General features: G+C 44.3%; 16 protein-coding genes. 11 read left to right on the top strand and 5 right to left on the bottom strand.

The genetic code is table 11. From position 1 onward, the window contains the following. Positions 1-55: 55 nt before the first annotated feature. From prfB to P4S58_RS11710, 5 genes are all read left to right on the top strand, one after another. Positions 56-1154 (top strand): peptide chain release factor 2 gene (gene prfB, locus P4S58_RS11730; protein ID WP_102954389.1). Its coding sequence is split into 2 segments (ribosomal slippage): positions 56-130 and positions 132-1154, totalling 1098 coding nucleotides; the frame shifts between segments, so codons are not numbered across the junction. Positions 1155-1186: 32 nt separating this feature from the next. After that, positions 1187-2719, top strand: coding sequence for a lysine--tRNA ligase (gene lysS / locus P4S58_RS11725; RefSeq protein ID WP_042480297.1), 1533 nt, complete (start codon positions 1187-1189; stop codon positions 2717-2719). A 295-nt stretch (positions 2720-3014) separates the two neighbouring features. Next, the gene (vpsR, locus tag P4S58_RS11720) at positions 3015-4346 is read left to right on the top strand and encodes a cyclic-di-GMP-binding transcriptional regulator VpsR (RefSeq protein ID WP_042480294.1); all 1332 of its coding nucleotides are present in this window, start codon (positions 3015-3017) and stop codon (positions 4344-4346) included. 325 nt (positions 4347-4671) lie between these two features. Further along, positions 4672-4797, top strand: coding sequence for a hypothetical protein (locus tag P4S58_RS11715; RefSeq protein ID WP_269348690.1), 126 nt, complete (start codon positions 4672-4674; stop codon positions 4795-4797). 154 nt (positions 4798-4951) lie between these two features. Further along, complete coding sequence (locus tag P4S58_RS11710) at positions 4952-5203, top strand: hypothetical protein (protein WP_042480291.1); 252 nt, start codon at positions 4952-4954, stop codon at positions 5201-5203. Positions 5204-5241: 38 nt separating this feature from the next. Here P4S58_RS11710 and P4S58_RS11705 read toward each other — a convergent pair whose 3' ends face one another. Both P4S58_RS11705 and mutH read right to left on the bottom strand, forming a co-directional pair. Continuing rightward, positions 5242-6276 carry an NADP(H)-dependent aldo-keto reductase gene (locus P4S58_RS11705; protein ID WP_337164052.1) on the bottom strand — a complete coding sequence of 345 codons (1035 nt, stop codon included), beginning with the start codon at positions 6274-6276 and terminating at the stop codon, positions 5242-5244. A gap of 250 nt (positions 6277-6526) precedes the next feature. Beyond that, positions 6527-7192 (bottom strand): DNA mismatch repair endonuclease MutH, encoded by a 666-nt coding sequence (gene mutH, locus P4S58_RS11700; protein ID WP_337164051.1) that lies wholly within the window; start codon positions 7190-7192, stop codon positions 6527-6529. A gap of 630 nt (positions 7193-7822) precedes the next feature. Between mutH and rppH the strand changes: the two genes are divergently transcribed. Genes rppH through P4S58_RS11675 form a run of 5 tightly spaced genes read left to right on the top strand, consistent with a single transcriptional unit; the run spans position 7823 to position 13130 of the window. After that, a complete protein-coding gene (gene rppH, locus P4S58_RS11695; protein WP_042480286.1) occupies positions 7823-8341 on the top strand; it encodes an RNA pyrophosphohydrolase in 519 nt (172 codons plus the stop codon). A 2-nt stretch (positions 8342-8343) separates the two neighbouring features. Beyond that, positions 8344-10593, top strand: coding sequence for a phosphoenolpyruvate--protein phosphotransferase (gene ptsP / locus P4S58_RS11690; protein WP_102954387.1), 2250 nt, complete (start codon positions 8344-8346; stop codon positions 10591-10593). A 9-nt stretch (positions 10594-10602) separates the two neighbouring features. Beyond that, positions 10603-11397 (top strand): sulfite exporter TauE/SafE family protein, encoded by a 795-nt coding sequence (locus tag P4S58_RS11685; protein ID WP_042480281.1) that lies wholly within the window; start codon positions 10603-10605, stop codon positions 11395-11397. 35 nt (positions 11398-11432) lie between these two features. Beyond that, positions 11433-12251 carry a prolipoprotein diacylglyceryl transferase gene (gene lgt / locus P4S58_RS11680; protein WP_042480278.1) on the top strand — a complete coding sequence of 273 codons (819 nt, stop codon included), beginning with the start codon at positions 11433-11435 and terminating at the stop codon, positions 12249-12251. Between the two features lie 27 nt (positions 12252-12278). Beyond that, positions 12279-13130, top strand: a complete 852-nt coding sequence (locus P4S58_RS11675) for a thymidylate synthase (RefSeq protein WP_042480275.1) — start codon at positions 12279-12281, stop codon at positions 13128-13130. Positions 13131-13187: 57 nt separating this feature from the next. Here P4S58_RS11675 and dapD read toward each other — a convergent pair whose 3' ends face one another. From dapD to P4S58_RS11660, 3 genes are all read right to left on the bottom strand, one after another. After that, the gene (gene dapD, locus P4S58_RS11670) at positions 13188-14219 is read right to left on the bottom strand and encodes a 2,3,4,5-tetrahydropyridine-2,6-dicarboxylate N-succinyltransferase (RefSeq protein ID WP_337164050.1); all 1032 of its coding nucleotides are present in this window, start codon (positions 14217-14219) and stop codon (positions 13188-13190) included. Between the two features lie 248 nt (positions 14220-14467). Then, a complete protein-coding gene (locus P4S58_RS11665; protein ID WP_102940412.1) occupies positions 14468-14764 on the bottom strand; it encodes a YebG family protein in 297 nt (98 codons plus the stop codon). Positions 14765-14854: 90 nt separating this feature from the next. Next, complete coding sequence (locus P4S58_RS11660; RefSeq protein WP_337164562.1) at positions 14855-15784, bottom strand: LysR family transcriptional regulator; 930 nt, start codon at positions 15782-15784, stop codon at positions 14855-14857. Between the two features lie 191 nt (positions 15785-15975). Here P4S58_RS11660 and recC point away from each other — a divergent pair, with 191 nt between their 5' ends. After that, positions 15976-19452 carry an exodeoxyribonuclease V subunit gamma gene (gene recC, locus P4S58_RS11655; protein WP_337164049.1) on the top strand — a complete coding sequence of 1159 codons (3477 nt, stop codon included), beginning with the start codon at positions 15976-15978 and terminating at the stop codon, positions 19450-19452. Positions 19453-19659: the final 207 nt, after the last annotated feature.

The raw sequence follows: 19659 nt of genomic DNA, 5'->3' as shown, positions 1-19659 counted from the left end.
CACATTTTTAAGTAGAATTCTCCGGTTAAATTCTACTCATAAAGCTTAAGCAAAAATGTTTGAAATCAATCCAATTAAAAACCGTATTCAGGATGTGTCAGAGCGCACTAATATCCTGAGGGGGTACCTTTGACTACGACGCTAAGAAAGAGCGTCTAGAAGAAGTAAACGCAGAACTTGAACAACCGGATGTATGGAACGAACCTGAGCGTGCACAAGCGCTTGGTAAAGAGCGTTCAGCATTAGAAGCGGTTGTTGAAACGATTAACCAGCTTGATCAAGGTGTCGACGATGTTGAAGGACTTCTTGAGCTTGCTGTAGAAGCCGAAGACCAAGAAACATTTGATGAGATTGAGCCAGAATTGGCTGAACTAGAAACTAAGTTAGAGCAACTTGAGTTTCGTCGAATGTTTTCTGGTGACCACGATTCATCTGACTGCTATATCGACCTTCAATCAGGTTCTGGGGGTACAGAAGCGCAAGACTGGACTTCAATGATGCTGCGCATGTACTTGCGTTGGGCTGAAGCTAAAGGCTTCAAAACAGAAGTGATTGAAGTATCTGAAGGTGAAGTTGCGGGTCTTAAGTCAGCAACGGTTCGTATCATTGGTGACTACGCCTACGGTTGGTTACGTACAGAAACGGGCGTTCACCGTTTAGTTCGTAAATCACCATTCGATTCAGGCGGTCGTCGTCATACTTCGTTTGCTTCTGCGTTTATCTATCCTGAAGTTGATGAAAATATTGCGATTGATATCAACCCAGCCGATCTACGTATTGATGTATATCGTGCATCGGGTGCTGGTGGTCAGCACGTTAACACCACTGAATCTGCGGTACGTATTACTCACATTCCAACCAACACGGTTGTACAGTGTCAGAATGACCGTTCTCAGCATAAAAACAAAGATCAGGCGATGAAACAGCTTCGTGCAAAACTGTTTGAGCTTGAATTGCAGAAGCAAAACGCTGAGAAGCAAGCGAATGAAGATGCGAAATCTGACATCGGCTGGGGTAGCCAAATTCGCTCATACGTACTAGATGATTCTAGAATTAAAGATTTACGCACTGGCGTAGAAAACCGCAACACTCAAGCGGTTCTAGACGGTGATTTAGACAAATTTATTGAAGCTAGCCTGAAATCTGGCCTTTAAGCTTTTTACCGACAATACAGGGTACATGCAAAATGACTGATGCTGTTCAAAACGAAATGAATCAAGAACAAATCGCGCAAGAAGAAAACAAGCTGATTGCAGAGCGTCGTAGCAAGTTAGAGCACATCCGTAAGAGCTGCAAAGCGAATGGTCATCCAAATGATTTCCGTCGTGACAGCCTAGCTGGTGATCTACAAGCTGAGTTCGGTGAAAAGACAAAAGAAGAGCTAGAAGAGCTAAACCATATCGTTGCTATTGCTGGTCGTGTAATGGCAAAACGTGGTCCATTCCTTGTTATTCAAGAGACTTCCGGCCGTATTCAAGCTTACGCATCTAAAGATGTACAAAAAGAGCTGAAAGAGAAATACCAAGGTCTAGATATCGGTGACATCATCGGTGTTAAAGGTGCACTACACAAATCAGGTAAAGGTGATCTTTACGTGAACATGGATGAGTACGAGTTGCTAACTAAAGCGCTTCGTCCACTTCCAGAAAAATTCCACGGCCTGACTGACCAAGAAATGCGTTACCGTCAGCGTTATGTAGACCTGATCGTTAACGAAGATTCACGTAAGACGTTTATCATCCGTTCTAAGCTAGTAAGTGCAATTCGTGCTTTCATGACTTCTAAAGGTTACTTAGAAGTTGAAACTCCGATGATGCATGTGATCCCTGGCGGTGCTACAGCTCGTCCGTTCGTGACTCACCACAATGCATTAGATATCGATATGTATCTTCGTATCGCACCTGAGCTATACCTAAAACGCCTAGTTGTAGGTGGTTTTGATCGTGTGTTTGAGATCAACCGTAACTTCCGTAACGAAGGTCTTTCTCCTCGTCATAACCCAGAATTCACTATGATGGAATTCTACCAAGCGTACTCTGACTACAATGATCTAATGGATCTGACTGAAGAGATGCTAAGCACCGTAGCCATTAATGTTCTTGGTGCGACAGCAATGCCTTATGGCGACGAAATGGTTGAATTTGGTGGCAAATATGCTCGTATGAGCATGTTTGAAGCGATTAAGCACTACAATCCAAACCACGCTCAAATCCAAGCGTTGACTGAAGAAGATCTACAAAACCGTGACCTAATGATTTCTATCGCGAAATCTGTTCACGTTGAAGTTGAAGATTTCTGGACTTGTGGTCAGCTACTTGAAGAGATCTTTGGTGAAACAGCTGAACCAAAACTGATCCAGCCGACTTTCATTACTGGCTACCCTGCGGATATCTCTCCACTTGCTCGTCGCAGTGATAGCAATCCATTCTTCACTGACCGTTTTGAGTTCTTCATCGGTGGTCGTGAAGTTGCGAATGGTTTCTCTGAGCTTAACGATGCAGAAGACCAAGACGCTCGCTTTAAAGCGCAGGTTGATGCGAAAGAGTCTGGTGATGATGAAGCAATGTTCTACGATGCAGACTATATTACTGCTCTTGAGCACGGTCTTCCACCAACGGCTGGTCAAGGTATCGGTATTGACCGCCTAGCGATGCTGTTTGCAAACGCACACACTATTCGTGACGTCATTCTGTTCCCAGCAATGCGCCCACAGCAGTAATCGAATCCGTTTCGAATTCTGTCGATATGAGAAAACCGCCTACGGGCGGTTTTTTTGTGTCTTCAATTTTGAGATCTGTGAAAAATGCTTTTCTAGAAAGTGTATTCACTTAATGATCAACTTCTTAATTGAGTTTTTCGATCAACATAAAGGTTTTAATTAGAAATATTTCCATTTCCTTACTAGTCTTATATATGAGACAGACTAATGTCTTAAGTCTCGTTACTGTATCGTCAGTTGCCTGAGCGTAAAACAGCAGTGGCAAATCAAGAATTTAAATAATAAGGATAAGTTCATGGCTAATCAGTTCCGTATGGACTCTGTACCGGGGTCGTTGATAGTTGTCGGTGGCACATACGAACCATGGCTTTCTGTTTTAGAGCAAGTAGGGTGGAGATGTACGCAGTGCGCGGATCTTCGTCAGGCTGATACTCTGTTTGCGGAAACAGGGCCTTGTATTGGTATTGTTGACCTGTGTCATGATGAGTTCAGTTTAAATGGCATAGCAAACCTAGTAAGCAACCATAAGCAAGTTCGTTGGTTGGCATTTATTCGTGAATCTCAACTTAGCTCTGACACCATCTGCCAGTTTATTGTGAACTTCTGTATCGACTTCTTTACTGCTCCAATTCCTGATACTCAACTGTTAAGTACCATTGGTCATCAGCTTGGTATGCTAAAGCTAGAGAAAAAAGTTTGGCCTCATTATGGCTCAAATAGCGATATGGGTTTGATAGGCGATTCTATTCCAGTCAAACGCCTGCGTGATCAAATTAAGCGTATTGGTCCAACTGATGTCAGCATTTTGATTTATGGGGAAAGCGGTACTGGCAAAGAAACGGTGGCGAAAGCTATCCATAAAACGTCAGCACGCGCGCAAAAACCGTTTTTGTCAGTAAACTGCCGTGCTATGCCTGAAAATCGAATTGAAAGCGAACTGTTTGGTATCGGTAACGATGGCAGTGAAATGCCTATTTTGTTGCAAGCTGACGGCGGAACTGTACTGCTTAATGACATCCTGACACTACCAAAGAGTCAGCAATTGAATCTGTTGCGCTTTTTACAAGAAGGTACGGTAGAAACTCCGGATGGAGTGAAAGAAGTGGATGTTCGCATTCTGTCTGCTAACTCATCAGATATTGAAAAAGCATTGATAGATGGCAACTTTAATGAGGAGCTCTACCACTACATTAATGTTCTGCGTATCAATGTGCCGAGTTTGAAGGAGCGAGCAGGGGATATTGCCATTTTGGCTCGTCATTTCTTACAACTGTATTCGAAAGAGTACAATGCGCAAGCCAGAAGCTTCTCAGAAGACGCGACACGTGCGTTAACTCGTTATCATTGGCCTGGTAACGTTCGTGAACTGATGAATCAGATAAAACGCGTAGTATTGATGTCCGATACAGTGGTGCTTGAAGAATCACATCTAGAGCTTCCTAAGCGCAGTGACGGAAAACGTAGTCTGAAGAGTATTCGAGAGCGTTCAGAGCGCGATGCGCTGCTGCTAGTATTGGAATCGTATTCAGGACAAGTATCTGTTGCCGCTAAGGAGCTGGGAGTATCACGAGCCACTATGTATCGCCTACTCAATAAGCACAATTTGATTACAGACAGCACTTATTGATCGGCGTTTTTCCTGCTTATTAGAAAGAAATACCAGTATTCAGCATCTCAATCACGGGATAATCGGTCTGTAATAGATGATTAAGTAAGAGGTCACCAGTTGGTGGCCTCTTTTTTTGGTTAATAATTCTTCACATTAGCTCAATGTTATTGAAATGTTTCACGTTTATCGTTGTATTTATATGGTGAATAGATGAATGGTTTTATTTTGTCTTTTTTATTCTTTTGGGGTTGAATTATTATCTGAGTTGCATACTATTTAACCGTAAGCCTAGCTTACTGAAATCACTAACTTTTGGATTAACTATTTTGCTTGGAGGCGCATCATGAAACATTTCGTATCTGTTCATACTGTTTGCGCCCGTAATGCGTTCAATACCGCCTTTATTGCTGCGGGTATGGCCGCGTCCATGGCTGATCGAAAAATCAGCAAACAAGACAAAGATATCTAGTTAATCCGTAACCTCTAAATCAGGCTGCGGAAATAGCAGCGAAGTTTAGAGGTAATCCTACCCTTATTGCGTCTTAACGATGCTTTCTAACTTAGTCGCTATTTCTCTCAGCTTACTTGTTAAATCAAGTACTTTAATCAACTGGAGAAATACCATGAGTCACTCATTTTATATAAAACTAGCAACACTTTTAATTCGTGCTGATTTACGTCGAGAAGAAAGAGAGTGGAAGCGAAAAATACGCCGCAGCCGCTATGACTTACCTTGGCATAATGCTCATCTTTTGAAAGATATTGGTTTACAACCAGACGGTCGTCCGATTGGTGTGAGTGTTCCTATTGAAGCCAAAGCTAAGCGCCATGTGCGTCATATCCGTCGTGTTTTAAGTTTGCGAATACCGACGTGATACTAGGGGCTAGTGACTGCTCTAGCCCCTATAACTTATTAAGGACATGGATTGGAGTAGGTAGTACCAATCTCTTGAATTTTAAGCAGCAGTTCTTCGCTTAGTTCAATATCCAAACTATCAATATTTGCTTTTAATTGTTCCAAGTTTGTCGCTCCGAGAATTGTCGAAGCGACAAATGGACGCTGATTAACAAACGCTAGTGCCATTTGTGCCGGATCTAAACCAAACTCTCGAGCCAAGTTCACGTAAGCTTCCGTTGCTTTGACACCTTGAGGAGTGAAGTAGCGTTGGAAACGTTCAAATAGACTACAACGAGCCCCTTCAGGTCGAGATCCGTTCAAATATTTTCCGCTCAGGGCGCCAAAGGCTAATGGCGAATACGCCAGCAACTTAACACCTTCAAAGTGACTGATTTCAGAAAGGCCCACTTCAAACGAACGGTTTAGGAGGCTGTAAGGGTTCTGTATGGTGACCATACGAGGTAAATCGTGCTTTTCTGCCAAGCGCAGGTAGGTCATCAATCCCCATGGCGTCTCATTAGATACACCGATATAACGCACTTTCCCCATACGCACTAAGTCATTCAACGCTTCTAGGCTCTCAATTAGCGTGACCTCTTCCTGACTATCGGGATAAGGGTAGTTGAGTTGACCAAACATATTGGTTTGGCGTTGAGGCCAATGCAGTTGGTATAAATCGATGTAATCGGTTTTTAGGCGAGAGAGACTGTCGTTAATGGCTTGATGAATATTGCGATGATCGAGCGACATATTCTCGCGAATCGGTGTGATTCTATTTGGACCAGATACTTTCGAGGCAAGCACGATTTTTTCACGCTTGCCTGATTTTTCAATCCAGTTGCCAATGAATTCTTCGGTTTTTCCCTGAGTTTCCAGCGTTGCCGGAACGGGATACATTTCAGCGGTATCAATAAAGTTAATACCACGTTCCAGAGCATAGTCTAGTTGACTAAACGCTTCTGCTTGAGTGTTCTGTTCGCCAAATGTCATTGTACCTAAACAGAGTTTACTCACTTCTAAGGTTGAGTGTGGCAGTTTGGTATATTGCATAGCACTTCCTTGTTTAACTCGAGACTCACTGTTTCTTTGTTCTCTGTTAACCACAATGAGTGGTATAGAGCGCTGAATTTAAAACAGCTTTTTATAAGATGATTTTTACTATAAGCGAATAATGAGTAGAAACGGAAATGAATTTTATTTATCACTTAACCCAATAGGGAAGAAGCACACAAGGCAAGCCACCTCTCACATAAGGGGAATGACAGCTATGAACGAGGTAACTTTCTGAAAACCCGAATAATTACGCGTAGTAGTTTTGTAGGATTTTGGCGGTAAATTGGGTGCGAAGATAGAATCCGCGTGGAAGCGTGCGAATTGGTTTTCCATTCGCGCCGTAAGCTTCTGTTAATACTCTGCCGTTGGCTGCCTTTGGGCGAAGTTGCAGAACTTCACCGTGCTTAGCGGTGATTTGCGAAACATTGCCCAGCACAATAAATTCCATTAACTCTTCCCAGTCGGCTTTAAGCTGCGCTTCTTCTTCCGAAGACGGACTCCAAATTAGCGGAGAACCTACTCGTCTCTGTGCCAATGGGATTTCGCGCTCTCCTTCGACAGGAATCCAAAGCACGCGCGACAACTTGTTTCTCACATGGCTATTCTCCCAAGTGAGCCCGTGAACTCCGGTTAAGGGAGCAACGCAAACGAAGGTTGTCTCCAATGGTTTGCCACTATAGCTGATCGGGATACTTTTCAGTTCAATGCCAAGATCTTCAAAGTCTTGTTGGGGTTTACTACCCGCACTTGCACCTAAATGCCATTCCAGCAACTGACCAACCCAGCCTTTGTCTTTTTTAAGATCAGGCGGAACGATCATGTTGGCTTCATCTGCTAACTGTTGATAGTTCATTCCTGCTATTTGCCAAGCTCTTTCTAATAGCTCTTGTTCGCTTTTCGGTTCTGGTTTCATAGCCTGAGTTTGAATAATCTAATTTGATGACGAAAACGGCGATTGTAGCAAAAATATGGTGATAAAGGATCTTGGTGACAGAATGAACATAGTGAGTAAATTATGATCTTTTCTCAAGTTATCCACAAAAAATACATTAAAGCAGATGAAATAATACCTTCATGTATGAATAAACAGGGGTTTGTACAGTCATTTACCACTATGTTGGCGTTATTTTCAGCTATTTTTTTGGTAGTGTGGATAACAGTGATATTGGTTGATCTTTAACCTGCCTAAGTGATCAAAAAATAGAATGACTATTGTTTTAAGTTGATTATCAGAAATTTAATTTTAACTTTATGTTTATTAAGGGTTAAATTGGTTTTTCTATATTATTTGTCTGCTAGGTATTTATTGGGCTTATGTTTTTTTACACAGTTCACTGTCTTCTTCACATGGTTATTCACAGAAAACGTGAATAAATGTGGTCTAGCTCCCACTCTTTTGTTGATAACTTATTTTTTGATTAAAAACTATTCTATTAAGGGGTTGTCGACGATAAATCTCGTGTGAATCACACTAGTAAGTTTGCTCATATTGGGGATATGTGGAAAAATCAGAACAATTACAGATTTTACTAGAGGTTTGCCAGTGATAGATGGCGATGGTTACCGACTCAATGTAGGTATTGTGATTTGTAACAACCATGGTCAGGTATTCTGGGCGAAACGATACGGACAACATTCATGGCAGTTTCCTCAAGGGGGAATCGATGAAGGTGAGACTCCTGAGCAAGCGTTGTTCAGAGAGCTTTACGAAGAGGTTGGGTTAACAAAGAAAGATGTGAAAATCATTGCGACAAGCCGTCATTGGTTAAGATATAAATTGCCAAAGCGCCTAGTTCGTTGGGATTCTCAACCTGTCTGTATTGGACAAAAACAGAAATGGTTCTTGCTACGTTTGGAAAGTGATGAATCGAAGATTAACATGCAACGTGGCAGTTCCCCTGAATTTGATGGTTGGCGCTGGGTGAGTTACTGGTACCCAGTGAGACAAGTGGTGTCTTTTAAGCGTGATGTATATCGTCGTGCAATGAAGGAATTTGCTTCATTAGCGATGCCGTTTAGAGAGCGGAAAGTTAAAGGTAAACGCAAAAATCGAAGAGGATAGACATGCTTTCTCAGCTAAGGGAGATAGTTGAACAGGTTTCAAAGGTAGAGAATGTCAATCAGGCATTAGATATCTTTGTAAAGCAAACGTGCAGCGCTATGGCAACAGAGTGCTGCACTGTCTATCTTGCTAATGAGGAAATGCAACGTTTAGAACTGATGGCAACTCAAGGCTTGAAGTTCAAAGGCGATAAAATTCATATCGGCTTCGAAGAAGGTCTGGTGGGTTTAGTCAAACGTTCAGCGGAACCGATTAACTTAGCAGAAGCGTCTAAGCACCCAAATTTCAAATACTTCAAACAACTAGGGGAAGAGGTTTACCACTCTTTCCTTGGCACTCCAATTATTTACCGTAAACAAGTACTCGGCGTACTGGTTGTTCAGCAAAAGTCTCCTCGCTCTTTTAGCGAGATGGAAGTTTCTTTCCTCGTAACATTAGCAGCTCAGCTTGCGGTCATTGTCGCGCACGCTCAAACTCAGGGACAATGGTTGCTATCAAAGAAGAAGCAACATTCGATCTCAGGTGTCGCGGCCTCTTCTGGGGTTGCGATTGGCGAGTTTTGGTGGGATGACACTCAACCTCAACTTTCTGAAGTTTACCCTGCATCGACGTTAGATATCGATCGTGAACAAGAGTGGTTAGCGCTGGCGATTGAGAGTGCATTAGGCGATTTTCGCAAAATGCGCAAAAAGCTCGACAGTGACATTAACAAAGAAGCACTGGCGATCTTCGATCTGTTTACTCACCTTTTGAATGACCCTATGCTGCGCAAGGATCTGAAAACTCAGATTCAAAAAGGTGACAGAGCGGATTGGGCTTTGCGACAAGTGGTGGAAAGTTATTCCAACCGGTTTGCTCGCATGTCAGATGTGTATCTTCGTGAAAGAGCGCAAGACATTCGCGAGCTTGGCCAGCGTCTATTGTTCTTTTTGCACAATACAGAGCAAGAACAACATCAGTTAGAAAAACCCATCATCTTGGTTGTTCGTGAGCTAACCGCCACCATTTTGGCTGCGTTACCTAAAGACAAATTATTAGCCGTCGTTTCTATTGAAGGGGCAGCTAACTCGCACGCGGCTATTTTGTCACGGGCGTTAGGCATTCCCGCCGTTATGGGTGTGTCTTTAAACCTTAAAGATATCAACGGCAAAACCGGCATTGTTGATGGTTACAGTGGCAAGATCTTTATTTCACCAGCGAAGTCGATTCTCTCTGAATATCGAGCGTTGGCGAACGAAGAGACTGAACTGTCTAAAATGGTCAATGAAGTCATTGATCAACCTGCGATTACTCAAGATGGTTCTCACATTGAGCTGATGTTGAACTCGGGGCTCAGCGCCGATACCAATATTGCGATCAATAAAGGGGTTGATGGTGTTGGGTTATACCGAACCGAGTTTTCATTTTTGCTGCAACACCGCTTTCCTTCAGAAGAAGAGCAAATTCAGCAATACGGCAGTGTGCTCAATGCCTACCCAGATAAACGGGTAGTCATGCGTACATTAGATGTCGGTGGTGATAAGCCGCTTCCTTATCTACCAATAGAGGAAGACAACCCGTTCCTTGGCTGGCGCGGTATTCGCTTCACCTTAGATCATCCTGATATTTTCCTTATCCAATTGAGGGCAATGATGCGCGCCAGTAAAGCGCACAATAACCTCAGTATTTTGCTGCCGATGATTTCTAGCACCACTGAGTTAGATGATTCACTCAAGTTGATTCATCAAGCATATAGTGAAGCGGTGAAGTTAGACCCGAGCATAGTGATGCCTGAAATCGGCATCATGGTGGAAGTGCCATCGATGCTCTATCTGCTTCCTCTGATTGCCGATAAAATTGATTTTGTTTCAGTCGGTACCAACGATTTGACTCAATATTTATTGGCCGTAGATCGGAACAATTCGCGCGTTGCTGATGTCTATGAATCAATGCATCCGGCTGTTGTTATGGCGCTTAAGCAAATTCAGCAAATTTGTACCACACACAATATTCCGGTGTGTGTTTGTGGGGAATTAGCCGGTGACCCGATAGGCTCTATGCTGCTTATCGGTTTAGGTTATACCACACTGAGTATGAACACCTCCAATGTAGCTAAGGTCAAATACCTTGTACGAAATGCAAAAATGTCACAATTAGTTGAACTTGCTGACAAAGCGTTGATGCAGCCTTACGGCAAAGATATTTATAATATGATGCTAGGTTATATTGAAGAACAAGGGCTTGCAGGTTTTGTCCGCGCTGGCAAGAAATAGGAATTAAATGTGAATTTCGAATTACTGGCTCTATTACTGGTGTTAGGGTCTGTTGTTGGCGTGCTTGCAGGTCTGCTGGGAATTGGTGGTGGTTTAGTCGTTGTTCCTGCGTTGGTTTTTCTGTTACCTAAGGCGGGCATTTCTTCCGAAATATTAATGCATATGGCATTAGCCACCTCTTTAGCTACCATTATTCTTACTTCATTTTCTTCTGCGCTGAGCCACCTTAAGCTCGGTAACGTAGACATGTTCGCTGTGAAATGGTTAATGCCGGGTGTCTTGTTTGGCGGCTATTTCGGCGCAACGGTCGCTGATTGGATTCCCAATCAATATCTTCCCAAAGTATTCAGTATCATTGTGATGATGCTGGCTTGGCAGATGTTTCGTTCGATTAAAGTTCTCTCTCATCATCCCATGCCGAATGCAGTGATCACGGCGTTGTGTGGTGGTGGAATTGGCATTGTCTCTAGTCTTGTAGGCGTGGGTGGCGGTTCACTTTCAGTGCCGTTTTTAAATCGTCACGGAGTGGAAATGCGAAAAGCGGTGGGTTCTTCCTCCGTGTGCGGTTTTGGTATCGCGGTATCCGGTATGCTCGGTTTTGTTGTCAGCGGATATCAGGTGGTTGATTTGCCTGAGTACAGCTGGGGCTATGTGTATTTGCCTGCTTTGGTTGCCATCGCGGCAACTTCAATGATGACTACGCGTATTGGTGCGAAATTATCGACACAACTCCCAACGGCATCGTTGAAACGAATTTTTGCTGTATTTCTTATGTTTGTTGCTGTAACCATGCTGGTTCAGTAATTCCTTTTTTCATTAAGTAGAAGAGAACGTATTTTATGTCTCAGGGTTATCTTCAGTTCCCAAATATTGACCCCGTTCTGGTCGCCATTGGCCCGATTTCTATACGCTGGTATGGAATGATGTATCTGGTCGGTTTCTTGTTTGCAATGTGGCTTGCCAATCGTCGTGCAGATCGCTCTGACGGTGTTTGGAACCGTGAGCAAGTATCTGATTTATTGTTTGCTGGATTCTTAGGGGTCGTTATCGGTGGCCGTGTGGGCTACGTTGTGTTCTACAACTTCGACATGTTCTTAGCCGATCCACTTTACCTATTTAAAGTTTGGACTGGAGGTATGTCTTTCCATGGCGGCTTGCTCGGTGTTATCTCAGCCATGATTTGGTATGCGCGAAAGAACGGGCGTACCTTCTTTGGGGTCGCTGACTTTGTTGCCCCACTTGTACCTTTTGGTTTGGGTATGGGACGTTTAGGTAATTTTATGAACAGCGAACTTTGGGGCCGAGTCACGGATGTGCCTTGGGCATTTGTCTTCCCGAATGGTGGTCCATTACCTCGTCATCCTTCGCAGCTTTATGAGATGGCTCTCGAAGGTGTGGTTCTGTTCTTTATCCTTAACTGGTTTATCAAGAAACCTCGTCCGCTTGGTTCAGTTTCAGGGCTATTCTTAGCTGGATATGGTACATTCCGTTTCCTTGTTGAGTATGTGCGTGAGCCCGATGCTCAGCTTGGCCTTCTGCTCGGTGGTGTCATCTCAATGGGGCAGTTGTTGTCACTTCCGATGGTGATTCTGGGTGTACTGATGATGGTGTGGGCTTACAAGCGTGGCCTATACAAAGACAGCGTTGCGAATAAGTAAGTTAAAAAATCAAAGTAAGGGTATTTTGTGAAACAGTATTTGGATCTCTGCCAGAGAATCGTTGATGAAGGCGTTTGGATTGAAAATGAACGCACTGGTAAACGTTGTCTTACCGTTATTAATGCTGATTTAACTTACGATGTTGCCAACAATCAGTTCCCGCTGGTCACTACGCGTAAGAGTTTCTGGAAAGCCGCTGTTGCTGAACTGCTTGGCTATATCCGTGGTTATGATAATGCAGAAGATTTCCGCAAGTTAGGCACTAAAACTTGGGATGCCAATGCAAACCTGAACGAAGCTTGGCTCAACAATCCTTACCGTAAAGGTGAAGATGACATGGGACGAGTTTACGGCGTTCAAGGTCGTGCGTGGGCAAAACCGGATGGCGGTCATATCGATCAGCTTAAGAAAATCGTGGATGACTTAACTCGTGGTGTGGATGATCGCGGTGAAATTCTGAATTTCTACAACCCAGGTGAGTTCCATATGGGCTGCTTGCGCCCTTGTATGTATAGTCATCACTTCTCTTTGCTAGGTGACACTCTGTATCTGAATAGCACGCAACGTTCATGCGATGTTCCGCTTGGTTTGAACTTCAACATGGTTCAGGTTTATGTCTTCCTCGCTGTGATGGCACAAATTACCGGTAAGAAACCGGGGCAGGCGTTCCATAAGATTGTGAATGCTCACATCTATGAAGACCAATTAGCCTTGATGCGAGACGTTCAGTTAAAGCGTGAGCCTCTTGCTGCACCTAAATTCCATATCAACCCAGAGATTAAATCACTGGAAGATTTGGAAACGTGGGTAACTTTGGATGACTTCGAAGTGACGGGTTACGAATTCCATGACCCAATTCAGTATCCGTTTTCGGTTTAAAATCGATGGAAATAAAAAAGGCGCTTAATGCGCCTTTTTCGATCTCAGAACAACGGATTAGTTGTTGCTGTGAAGTTCGCTGTTCAGCTCAACCGCTGACTTGTTAGCCAGACACTCAACCTGACCGGTTTGCGAGTTGCGACGGAATAGAAGATCCGATACGCCTGCAAGATCACGCGCTTTAACGATCTCTACTTCGTTGCCTTCTTTATCCAGCATACGTACTTTGGTACCCGCTGTTACGTATAGGCCAGACTCAACAGTACAACGGTCACCTAATGGGAAACCAAGACCTGAGTTTGCGCCTAGTAGCGAGTTTTCACCGATAGAAACAACCACAGTACCGCCACCAGACAGTGTACCCATGATAGATGCGCCGCCACCGATGTCAGAACCGTTACCGACTAGAACTCCCGCAGAGATGCGGCCTTCAACCATGCTTACGCCAGTAGTACCTGCGTTGAAGTTGATGAAGCCTTCGTGCATAACCGTTGTACCTTCACCCACGTGAGCGCCAAGACGTACACGAGAAGTATCAGCAATACGGATACCCGCTGGAACCACGTAGTCGACCATTTTAGGGAACTTATCTACACAATCGACAGTAAGAGCGCGGCCTGCTAGGCGAGCTTCGATTTGGCGCTCAGTCAGTTCTGGCAGATCAATAGGTCCTTCGTTGGTCCATGCGATGTTGTGCAGTAGGCCGAAAATACCATCAAGCACTGTGCCGTGTGGCAGTACTAGGCGGTTTGAAATAAGTTGCAGTTTCAGAAAACCTTCAGATACAGATTGAGGTTTTTCATCTGCGGCGAGTACTACTAGTACAAGTGGTTGTGCTGAGTTAGCCGCTTTTTCTGCAAATGAAGCGTTAACTGCTTGGTCGTTGTCAGCAAATGCTTTTGCTAGCTGCGCGCTTTGCTCAGCAGAAATTTCAATTGCTTGGTTACCGTCTGTGTAACCAGCGATAGCTGCTACGCCAGCCACTAATGCATCGCTAGGGTTTAGAATCGGTGCAGGGAAATATGCTTCGATAATTTTTCCATCACGGTTTTTCGTTGCCGTACCAAAGCCAAGTGCAAAATACGCCATGTTTGCTCTCCGTATTATTTTCAATGGGGTATAGCAGACAACCTGTTGATCTAAGTCGCTGCATTAATAATCTGTTGATGGTCATCATAAAGAGAGTTTTTCAGTGATAAAAGAGTAAAAAAGCAATAAGTCCGTAGAACGATACCTTTTGTCTTTTGGGAGATATATCTCTCTAAATGGAATAAAAAACCGCTGACTAGGCAGCGGTTCTCAAACCAAACTTAAACAACCGAGCTTACAAGGGAAGCTTAGGCAGCGTCGTCAACGGCATCTTCCGTTTTCACTGCTTTTGGTTTCTTTGTCGGTGGCGTTGGTTTGCGTTTTGCACCTAAAGCGATCAAAACGTCTTCTTTGTTCTGAGCTAAGAACATAGCCAGTTCTTCGGTTTTCGCTTCATCTTCAATCAGTTCACTTTTACCGATTAGTTCGAACAGCTCGTCCGCCATATCCAGCATTTTGTCATAAGCGTCAGCTTCGGCTTTCGAGGTAAAAGTCATTTTCTCTTCTCCGTTGCGTTCCACCACGTACTTAACGATGACAGCCATGGTCCTTCCTCTAAATTGGTGTTTGAATTACTGTCTGTTTATACAGTTTTAATAATGAAATGTCCAGACGAGGACAACAAAGCTGATACATCAATCAAGCGGTTTTCTGTTGTTATTTTCTGTGTCCGAACTCTTATGCCACTGATGACAGAACTCAATAAAATGTTTGAGCAGCGGGCTTTGGTATTTCTCTTTGTGTACCAGTAGCCAGAAACGTCGCTTCATATCCAGAGGTACATTCAGTATCTTGATTCGACCATCATTTACCGCAGTTTGCGCCGCCAGTTTAGATAAACAACCAAAACCTAAGCCCGCCGAAACACAGTTGATAATCGCTTCGGTAGTGTTTAGCTGAAAGGCTTCCTGCCAATGTTCAATACGCGGCGCAACGGCCCTTAAAAAGAACTCTCTTGATCCCGAACCTGCTTCTCGCAACATCCATTCACTCTGTTCAAAATCTCGTAAGGTGACTTTTTCTTGCTGTGCCAATGGGTGATTAGGAGAGCAGACAATGCACATTTCATCTTGGCTGAATTGAGTAGAAATAAGTTGTGGGTGCAGTGTTTTGCCTTCAATCAGGGCGATATCCAGTTCGTAGTCGACCAGTTTTTCGCAAATCAGTGCAGAGTTAGAAATGAACAGACTCTGTTGCTGGTGTTGATACTTTTGGCGAAATTGACTGAGCAGGTAGGGCGCGACTTGGTTGCCTATGGTGTCACTAGCACCAATACGCAACTGCCCTGATAAAGAGTTATCACCATCGAAAAGCTGATCGATAGCGTTAGAGCGGCTGAGCAACTCATCGGCGAGCGGTAAGAGCTTTTGACCTTCTTGATTAAGCACCAGTCGGTTATTCACTCGGTCAAACAGCGCATGACCAATATGTTTCTCCAGTTCCGACAGCGCCATACTCACCGCAGCCTTGGACAAAAACAGAGCTTCAGCCGCCGTGGTTAAGGTTTTGTGCTGAGTAATAGTGGTAAACACTTTGAGTTGCTTAAGAGAAATATTGCTCATGATTTTGTTTAACTAAACTGAACGCTACTGAATAAACTTAACTTACTGCTAAACACTGATTAAGTAAAAACCTTATTGATGAAGTAAAAAGCGAGAGTGAGGAATAGTTAACCTTTTGAATATTGGCTTAGATAAATGTTCAGGTAGTTGTGCTAATCTCAACGGCTATTAGGTGAGAACTGCATGAGTGAATTGTGTTTACTGTTTACCATTCCAATAAAGTCGATACGTTAAAAATCTTGTTGGTGCATTTAATCAAAGCTGCACCTCTGGAAAACCCATTTGAGAAAGAACAAATCTTGGTTCAAAGTCCGGGTATGTCGCAGTGGCTGAAAATGGCTTTGGCACAGGAACTCGGGGTTGCGGCAAACATCGATTTTCCGCTGCCAGCGACCTTTATTTGGGAAATGTTTACCCATGTTTTACCGGATGTTCCCAAGCGCAGTGCCTTTAACAAAGAGGCAATGACCTGGAAACTGATGGAGTTGTTACCGACTCAGTTGGAGTTGGACGCTTTCTCACCACTGAAAAGTTATCTCAAAGATGATGCAGACCAGTCTAAGCTCTATCAGCTGGCTGAAAAAATCGCTGATATTTTTGATGGCTATCTGGTTTACCGACCAGATTGGATTGAATCTTGGGAGAAAGGCGAAACGGTTGACGAGATTGGTGAAGAGCACCCGTGGCAACCGATATTGTGGAAACAGCTTTACGACTACACCGTCATTCATCAGCAGCAATCGCATTATCACCGCGCAAACTTATATCAACGCTTTATTGAAGCTCTTGCGAACGGTCATGTCCCTTTAGAGAAATTACCCAAACGGCTGTTTATCTTTGGTATCTCCTCTTTGCCTCCGCGTTATATGGATGCTTTAAAAGCATTAGGCGAGCACATCGATGTGCATCTGATGTTCACCAATCCTTGTCAGCATTACTGGGGAGATATTCGAGATCGCAAATATCTGGCTCGAATAGAAAACCAGCGCCGCAAACAGCTAGCGCTGAACGAACATACACTTTCAGTGACGGGCGAAATTTCGCCACTCAAAGGCGATATTGAAAGCAATGTTGCCGAAGATGAACTGCATATCAACAGCGCGGTAGGCAATAGCTTGCTGGCTTCAATGGGAAAATTGGGGCGCGATAACCTTTTTTTGCTGGCTCAAGATGATAATGAAGAGCATGAGCTGTTTATCGATATTCCACGTGAGACGTTGTTACAACAACTGCAAGCCGACATTTTGCATCTGGAAGAGCATCAAGATGATCACATTCTTGATAGCAGCACTCATAAACCGACCATCAACAGCCAAGATCGCTCTCTAACCATTCATGCTTGCCATAGCCCAATGCGTGAAGTGGAAGTATTGCATGATGAGCTGTTAGCCATGTTTGACCGCGATCCAACGCTTAAGCCGCGTGATGTCATTGTAATGGTGGCGGACATCAACGCTTACAGCCCCTATATTCAAGCAGTGTTTGGTAATGCACCTGGCGAACGTTTTATTCCGTATTCGATTTCTGACCGAACCGCGAACCAAGAGAGCCCAATCTTAAACGCATTCATCCAGTTGGTGAATTTGCCGCACTCACGCTGTTTGGCGTCTGAGCTGCTAGAGCTACTGGAAACGCCTGCCATGATGAGCCGATTTGAGCTTGATGATAGCGAGTTTGAACTGGCGAAACGCTGGGTGGAAGAGTCTGGTATTCGCTGGGGCCTGAATGGCACTACCGCTCAAGAATTTGAGCTGCCAGAGACAGAGCAGAACACTTGGCAATTTGGTCTTTCTCGCATGCTATTGGGCTATGCGATGCCGGCTTCGACAGCGCTGTTTGAACATGGCGAGCACGCTTACGCACCTTATAACGAGGTGCAAGGGATGAACGCTGAGCTTGCCGGTAAACTGGCGCACTTTATTGAGACGGTCAGTTGTTATCGAACGTTGCTGGCTCAAATTCAAGCGATTGATGAGTGGCGCGAAGTACTCAGCAACTTGCTTGATGATTTCTTTGCTGTCGATCTGGATGGTGAAATGGCGCTGAAATCCATTCGCGATACTTTGGTTTCCCTTAAAGAGCAATTGGCCGATGCCGGTTATCACGAAGACATCGCGCCAGCAATCATCAGTGAATACCTGACCAACAAGCTGTCGGGTACACGCGTGAGTCAGCGTTTCCTCGCCGGACAAGTGAACTTCTGTACCCTGATGCCAATGCGATCGATTCCTTTCAAAGCAGTGTGCTTGTTGGGAATGAATGACGGCGTATATCCGCGTTCCATGCCGCCTGAAGGTTTCGATTTGATGAATGGGCGGACTCGACGAGGCGACCGTTCACGCCGTGACGACGACAGATACCTGTTTCTGGAAGCTATTCTCTCTGCGCAGCAAAGTCTGTATATCAGCTATGTTGGCCGATCAATTCAAGACAACACTGAGCGCGTACCGTCAGTGCTGGTGAGTGAGTTATTGGAATACTGCCAGCAAAACTATTGTTTAGCGGGTGATGAAGCGCTGCCAAGTGACGATTCAGGCAAAAAGCTGGTGGATAAGATATCCACTGTTCACACTATGGTGCCGTTTAGTCCACAAACTTTCTTAAGTGAAGCGGGCAGTTACGCTAAAGAATGGCTGCCAGCAGCGTTGCGTCAGGGCACTCCAAGTGGTGAATTTAATTTACCGTTGGATGATTATTTGCTGGATGTGAGTTATCCGTTAGAACTTGATTTGGTTGAGTTACAACGCTTTTGGCGACTTCCGGTGCAGTATTTTTTCAATCGTCGCTTAAAAGTGGTTTTTGAACCGCCATTAGCGGTGATGGAAGATGATGAACCTTTTGCGCTGGATGGTTTGAACAGCTACCAGCTGCGCGACAGTTTGCTTGATGTGTTGCTCAGTGTTGATGTTCAAGCGGATAAAGAAGCAAGGATACAGCAGTTTATTCAACAGCAACGTGCTCAGGGCAAATTGCCTGTTGGCGCTTTTGGTGAACTGGAGTTTGAATCAAACCGCGTTCAAACCGAAGAAGTGTTAGAGAAAATCCACTTCTTATGTCAGTCACCGCTGGATGATTTTGAAGTCAATATCACCAGTCAGGTACTGGGAGTATCTAAGCCAGTTCAGTTAACCGGATGGTTAACCAAGCGCTTCCAATCCGGTTTAGTTCGTTATCGTAGCGGTTCCATTCGGTCACAAGATTTGCTGGCAGCTTGGATAGATCACCTGTGTCATGCTGCTATGGGTGTTGTCAGCAAAACTCACTTGGTTGGTTATGATCGCAAAGAAGGTGTTGTGCACCAGATTCTGCCTCCGCTTGAAAGCAGCGAACTGGCCAAACAGTTGCTGGATGAGCTTATTCGCCTGTTTTATCAGGGAATGACATCACCCATCGCCTATTTCCCGAAAACGGCATTAGCCTGTATTGAAGCCGGATTCAGCCGTGGAAAATGGGTAGAAGATGAAGAGAAATCTTTGAAAAAAATGTCCGAATGTTTTAACGACGGATACGCCACAACTGGTGAAGGTAATAACGCGTATATCGCACGAATCTGGCCAACTTGGAATGACGAACTTGCTCAGCAGGCACGGCTGCTTTCCTGCTTAGTGCTACAAGCACCTAGGTTGCAGTTAGTGGATAGTGCTGATGCGGTGGGTAGTGCAAATGAGTAACAGAAGTACAGGAATAAGTGGCCGCCAGAAAATCATTATTGGTGTAGGGCGTTCGCTGTACGGCCACAGGTCAGAGGGACCATAATTCGGTGTTAATGCAGGCAGCGTTTTAAAACGGATAGTTTGTATAACCTATAAGTGGTTATTTTATAAACTAAGTTTGCATTAAGTGGGTGCAGTGTAATGTTCCAAGTTGGTGCGTTCTGT

Source organism: Vibrio sp. Hal054 (genome assembly GCF_037162405.1).
GTDB lineage: Bacteria > Pseudomonadota > Gammaproteobacteria > Enterobacterales > Vibrionaceae > Vibrio > Vibrio diazotrophicus.
The sequence above is the reverse complement of the archived record's forward strand: the minus strand, read 5'-3'. Positions and strand labels throughout refer to the sequence as shown.

Excerpts from the sequence above, each read along its gene's own strand:
- dapD (WP_337164050.1), bottom strand. The coding sequence starts at position 14,219 with ATGGCGTATTTTGCACTTGGCTTTGGTACGGCAACGAAAAACCGTGAT.
- vpsR (WP_042480294.1), top strand. The coding sequence starts at position 3,015 with ATGGCTAATCAGTTCCGTATGGACTCTGTACCGGGGTCGTTGATAGTT.
- mutH (WP_337164051.1), bottom strand. The coding sequence starts at position 7,192 with ATGAAACCAGAACCGAAAAGCGAACAAGAGCTATTAGAAAGAGCTTGG.
- lgt (WP_042480278.1), top strand. The coding sequence starts at position 11,433 with ATGTCTCAGGGTTATCTTCAGTTCCCAAATATTGACCCCGTTCTGGTC.
- ptsP (WP_102954387.1), top strand. The coding sequence starts at position 8,344 with ATGCTTTCTCAGCTAAGGGAGATAGTTGAACAGGTTTCAAAGGTAGAG.
- lysS (WP_042480297.1), top strand. The coding sequence starts at position 1,187 with ATGACTGATGCTGTTCAAAACGAAATGAATCAAGAACAAATCGCGCAA.
- P4S58_RS11715 (WP_269348690.1), top strand. The coding sequence starts at position 4,672 with ATGAAACATTTCGTATCTGTTCATACTGTTTGCGCCCGTAATGCGTTC.
- P4S58_RS11705 (WP_337164052.1), bottom strand. The coding sequence starts at position 6,276 with ATGCAATATACCAAACTGCCACACTCAACCTTAGAAGTGAGTAAACTC.
- P4S58_RS11710 (WP_042480291.1), top strand. The coding sequence starts at position 4,952 with ATGAGTCACTCATTTTATATAAAACTAGCAACACTTTTAATTCGTGCT.
- P4S58_RS11665 (WP_102940412.1), bottom strand. The coding sequence starts at position 14,764 with ATGGCTGTCATCGTTAAGTACGTGGTGGAACGCAACGGAGAAGAGAAA.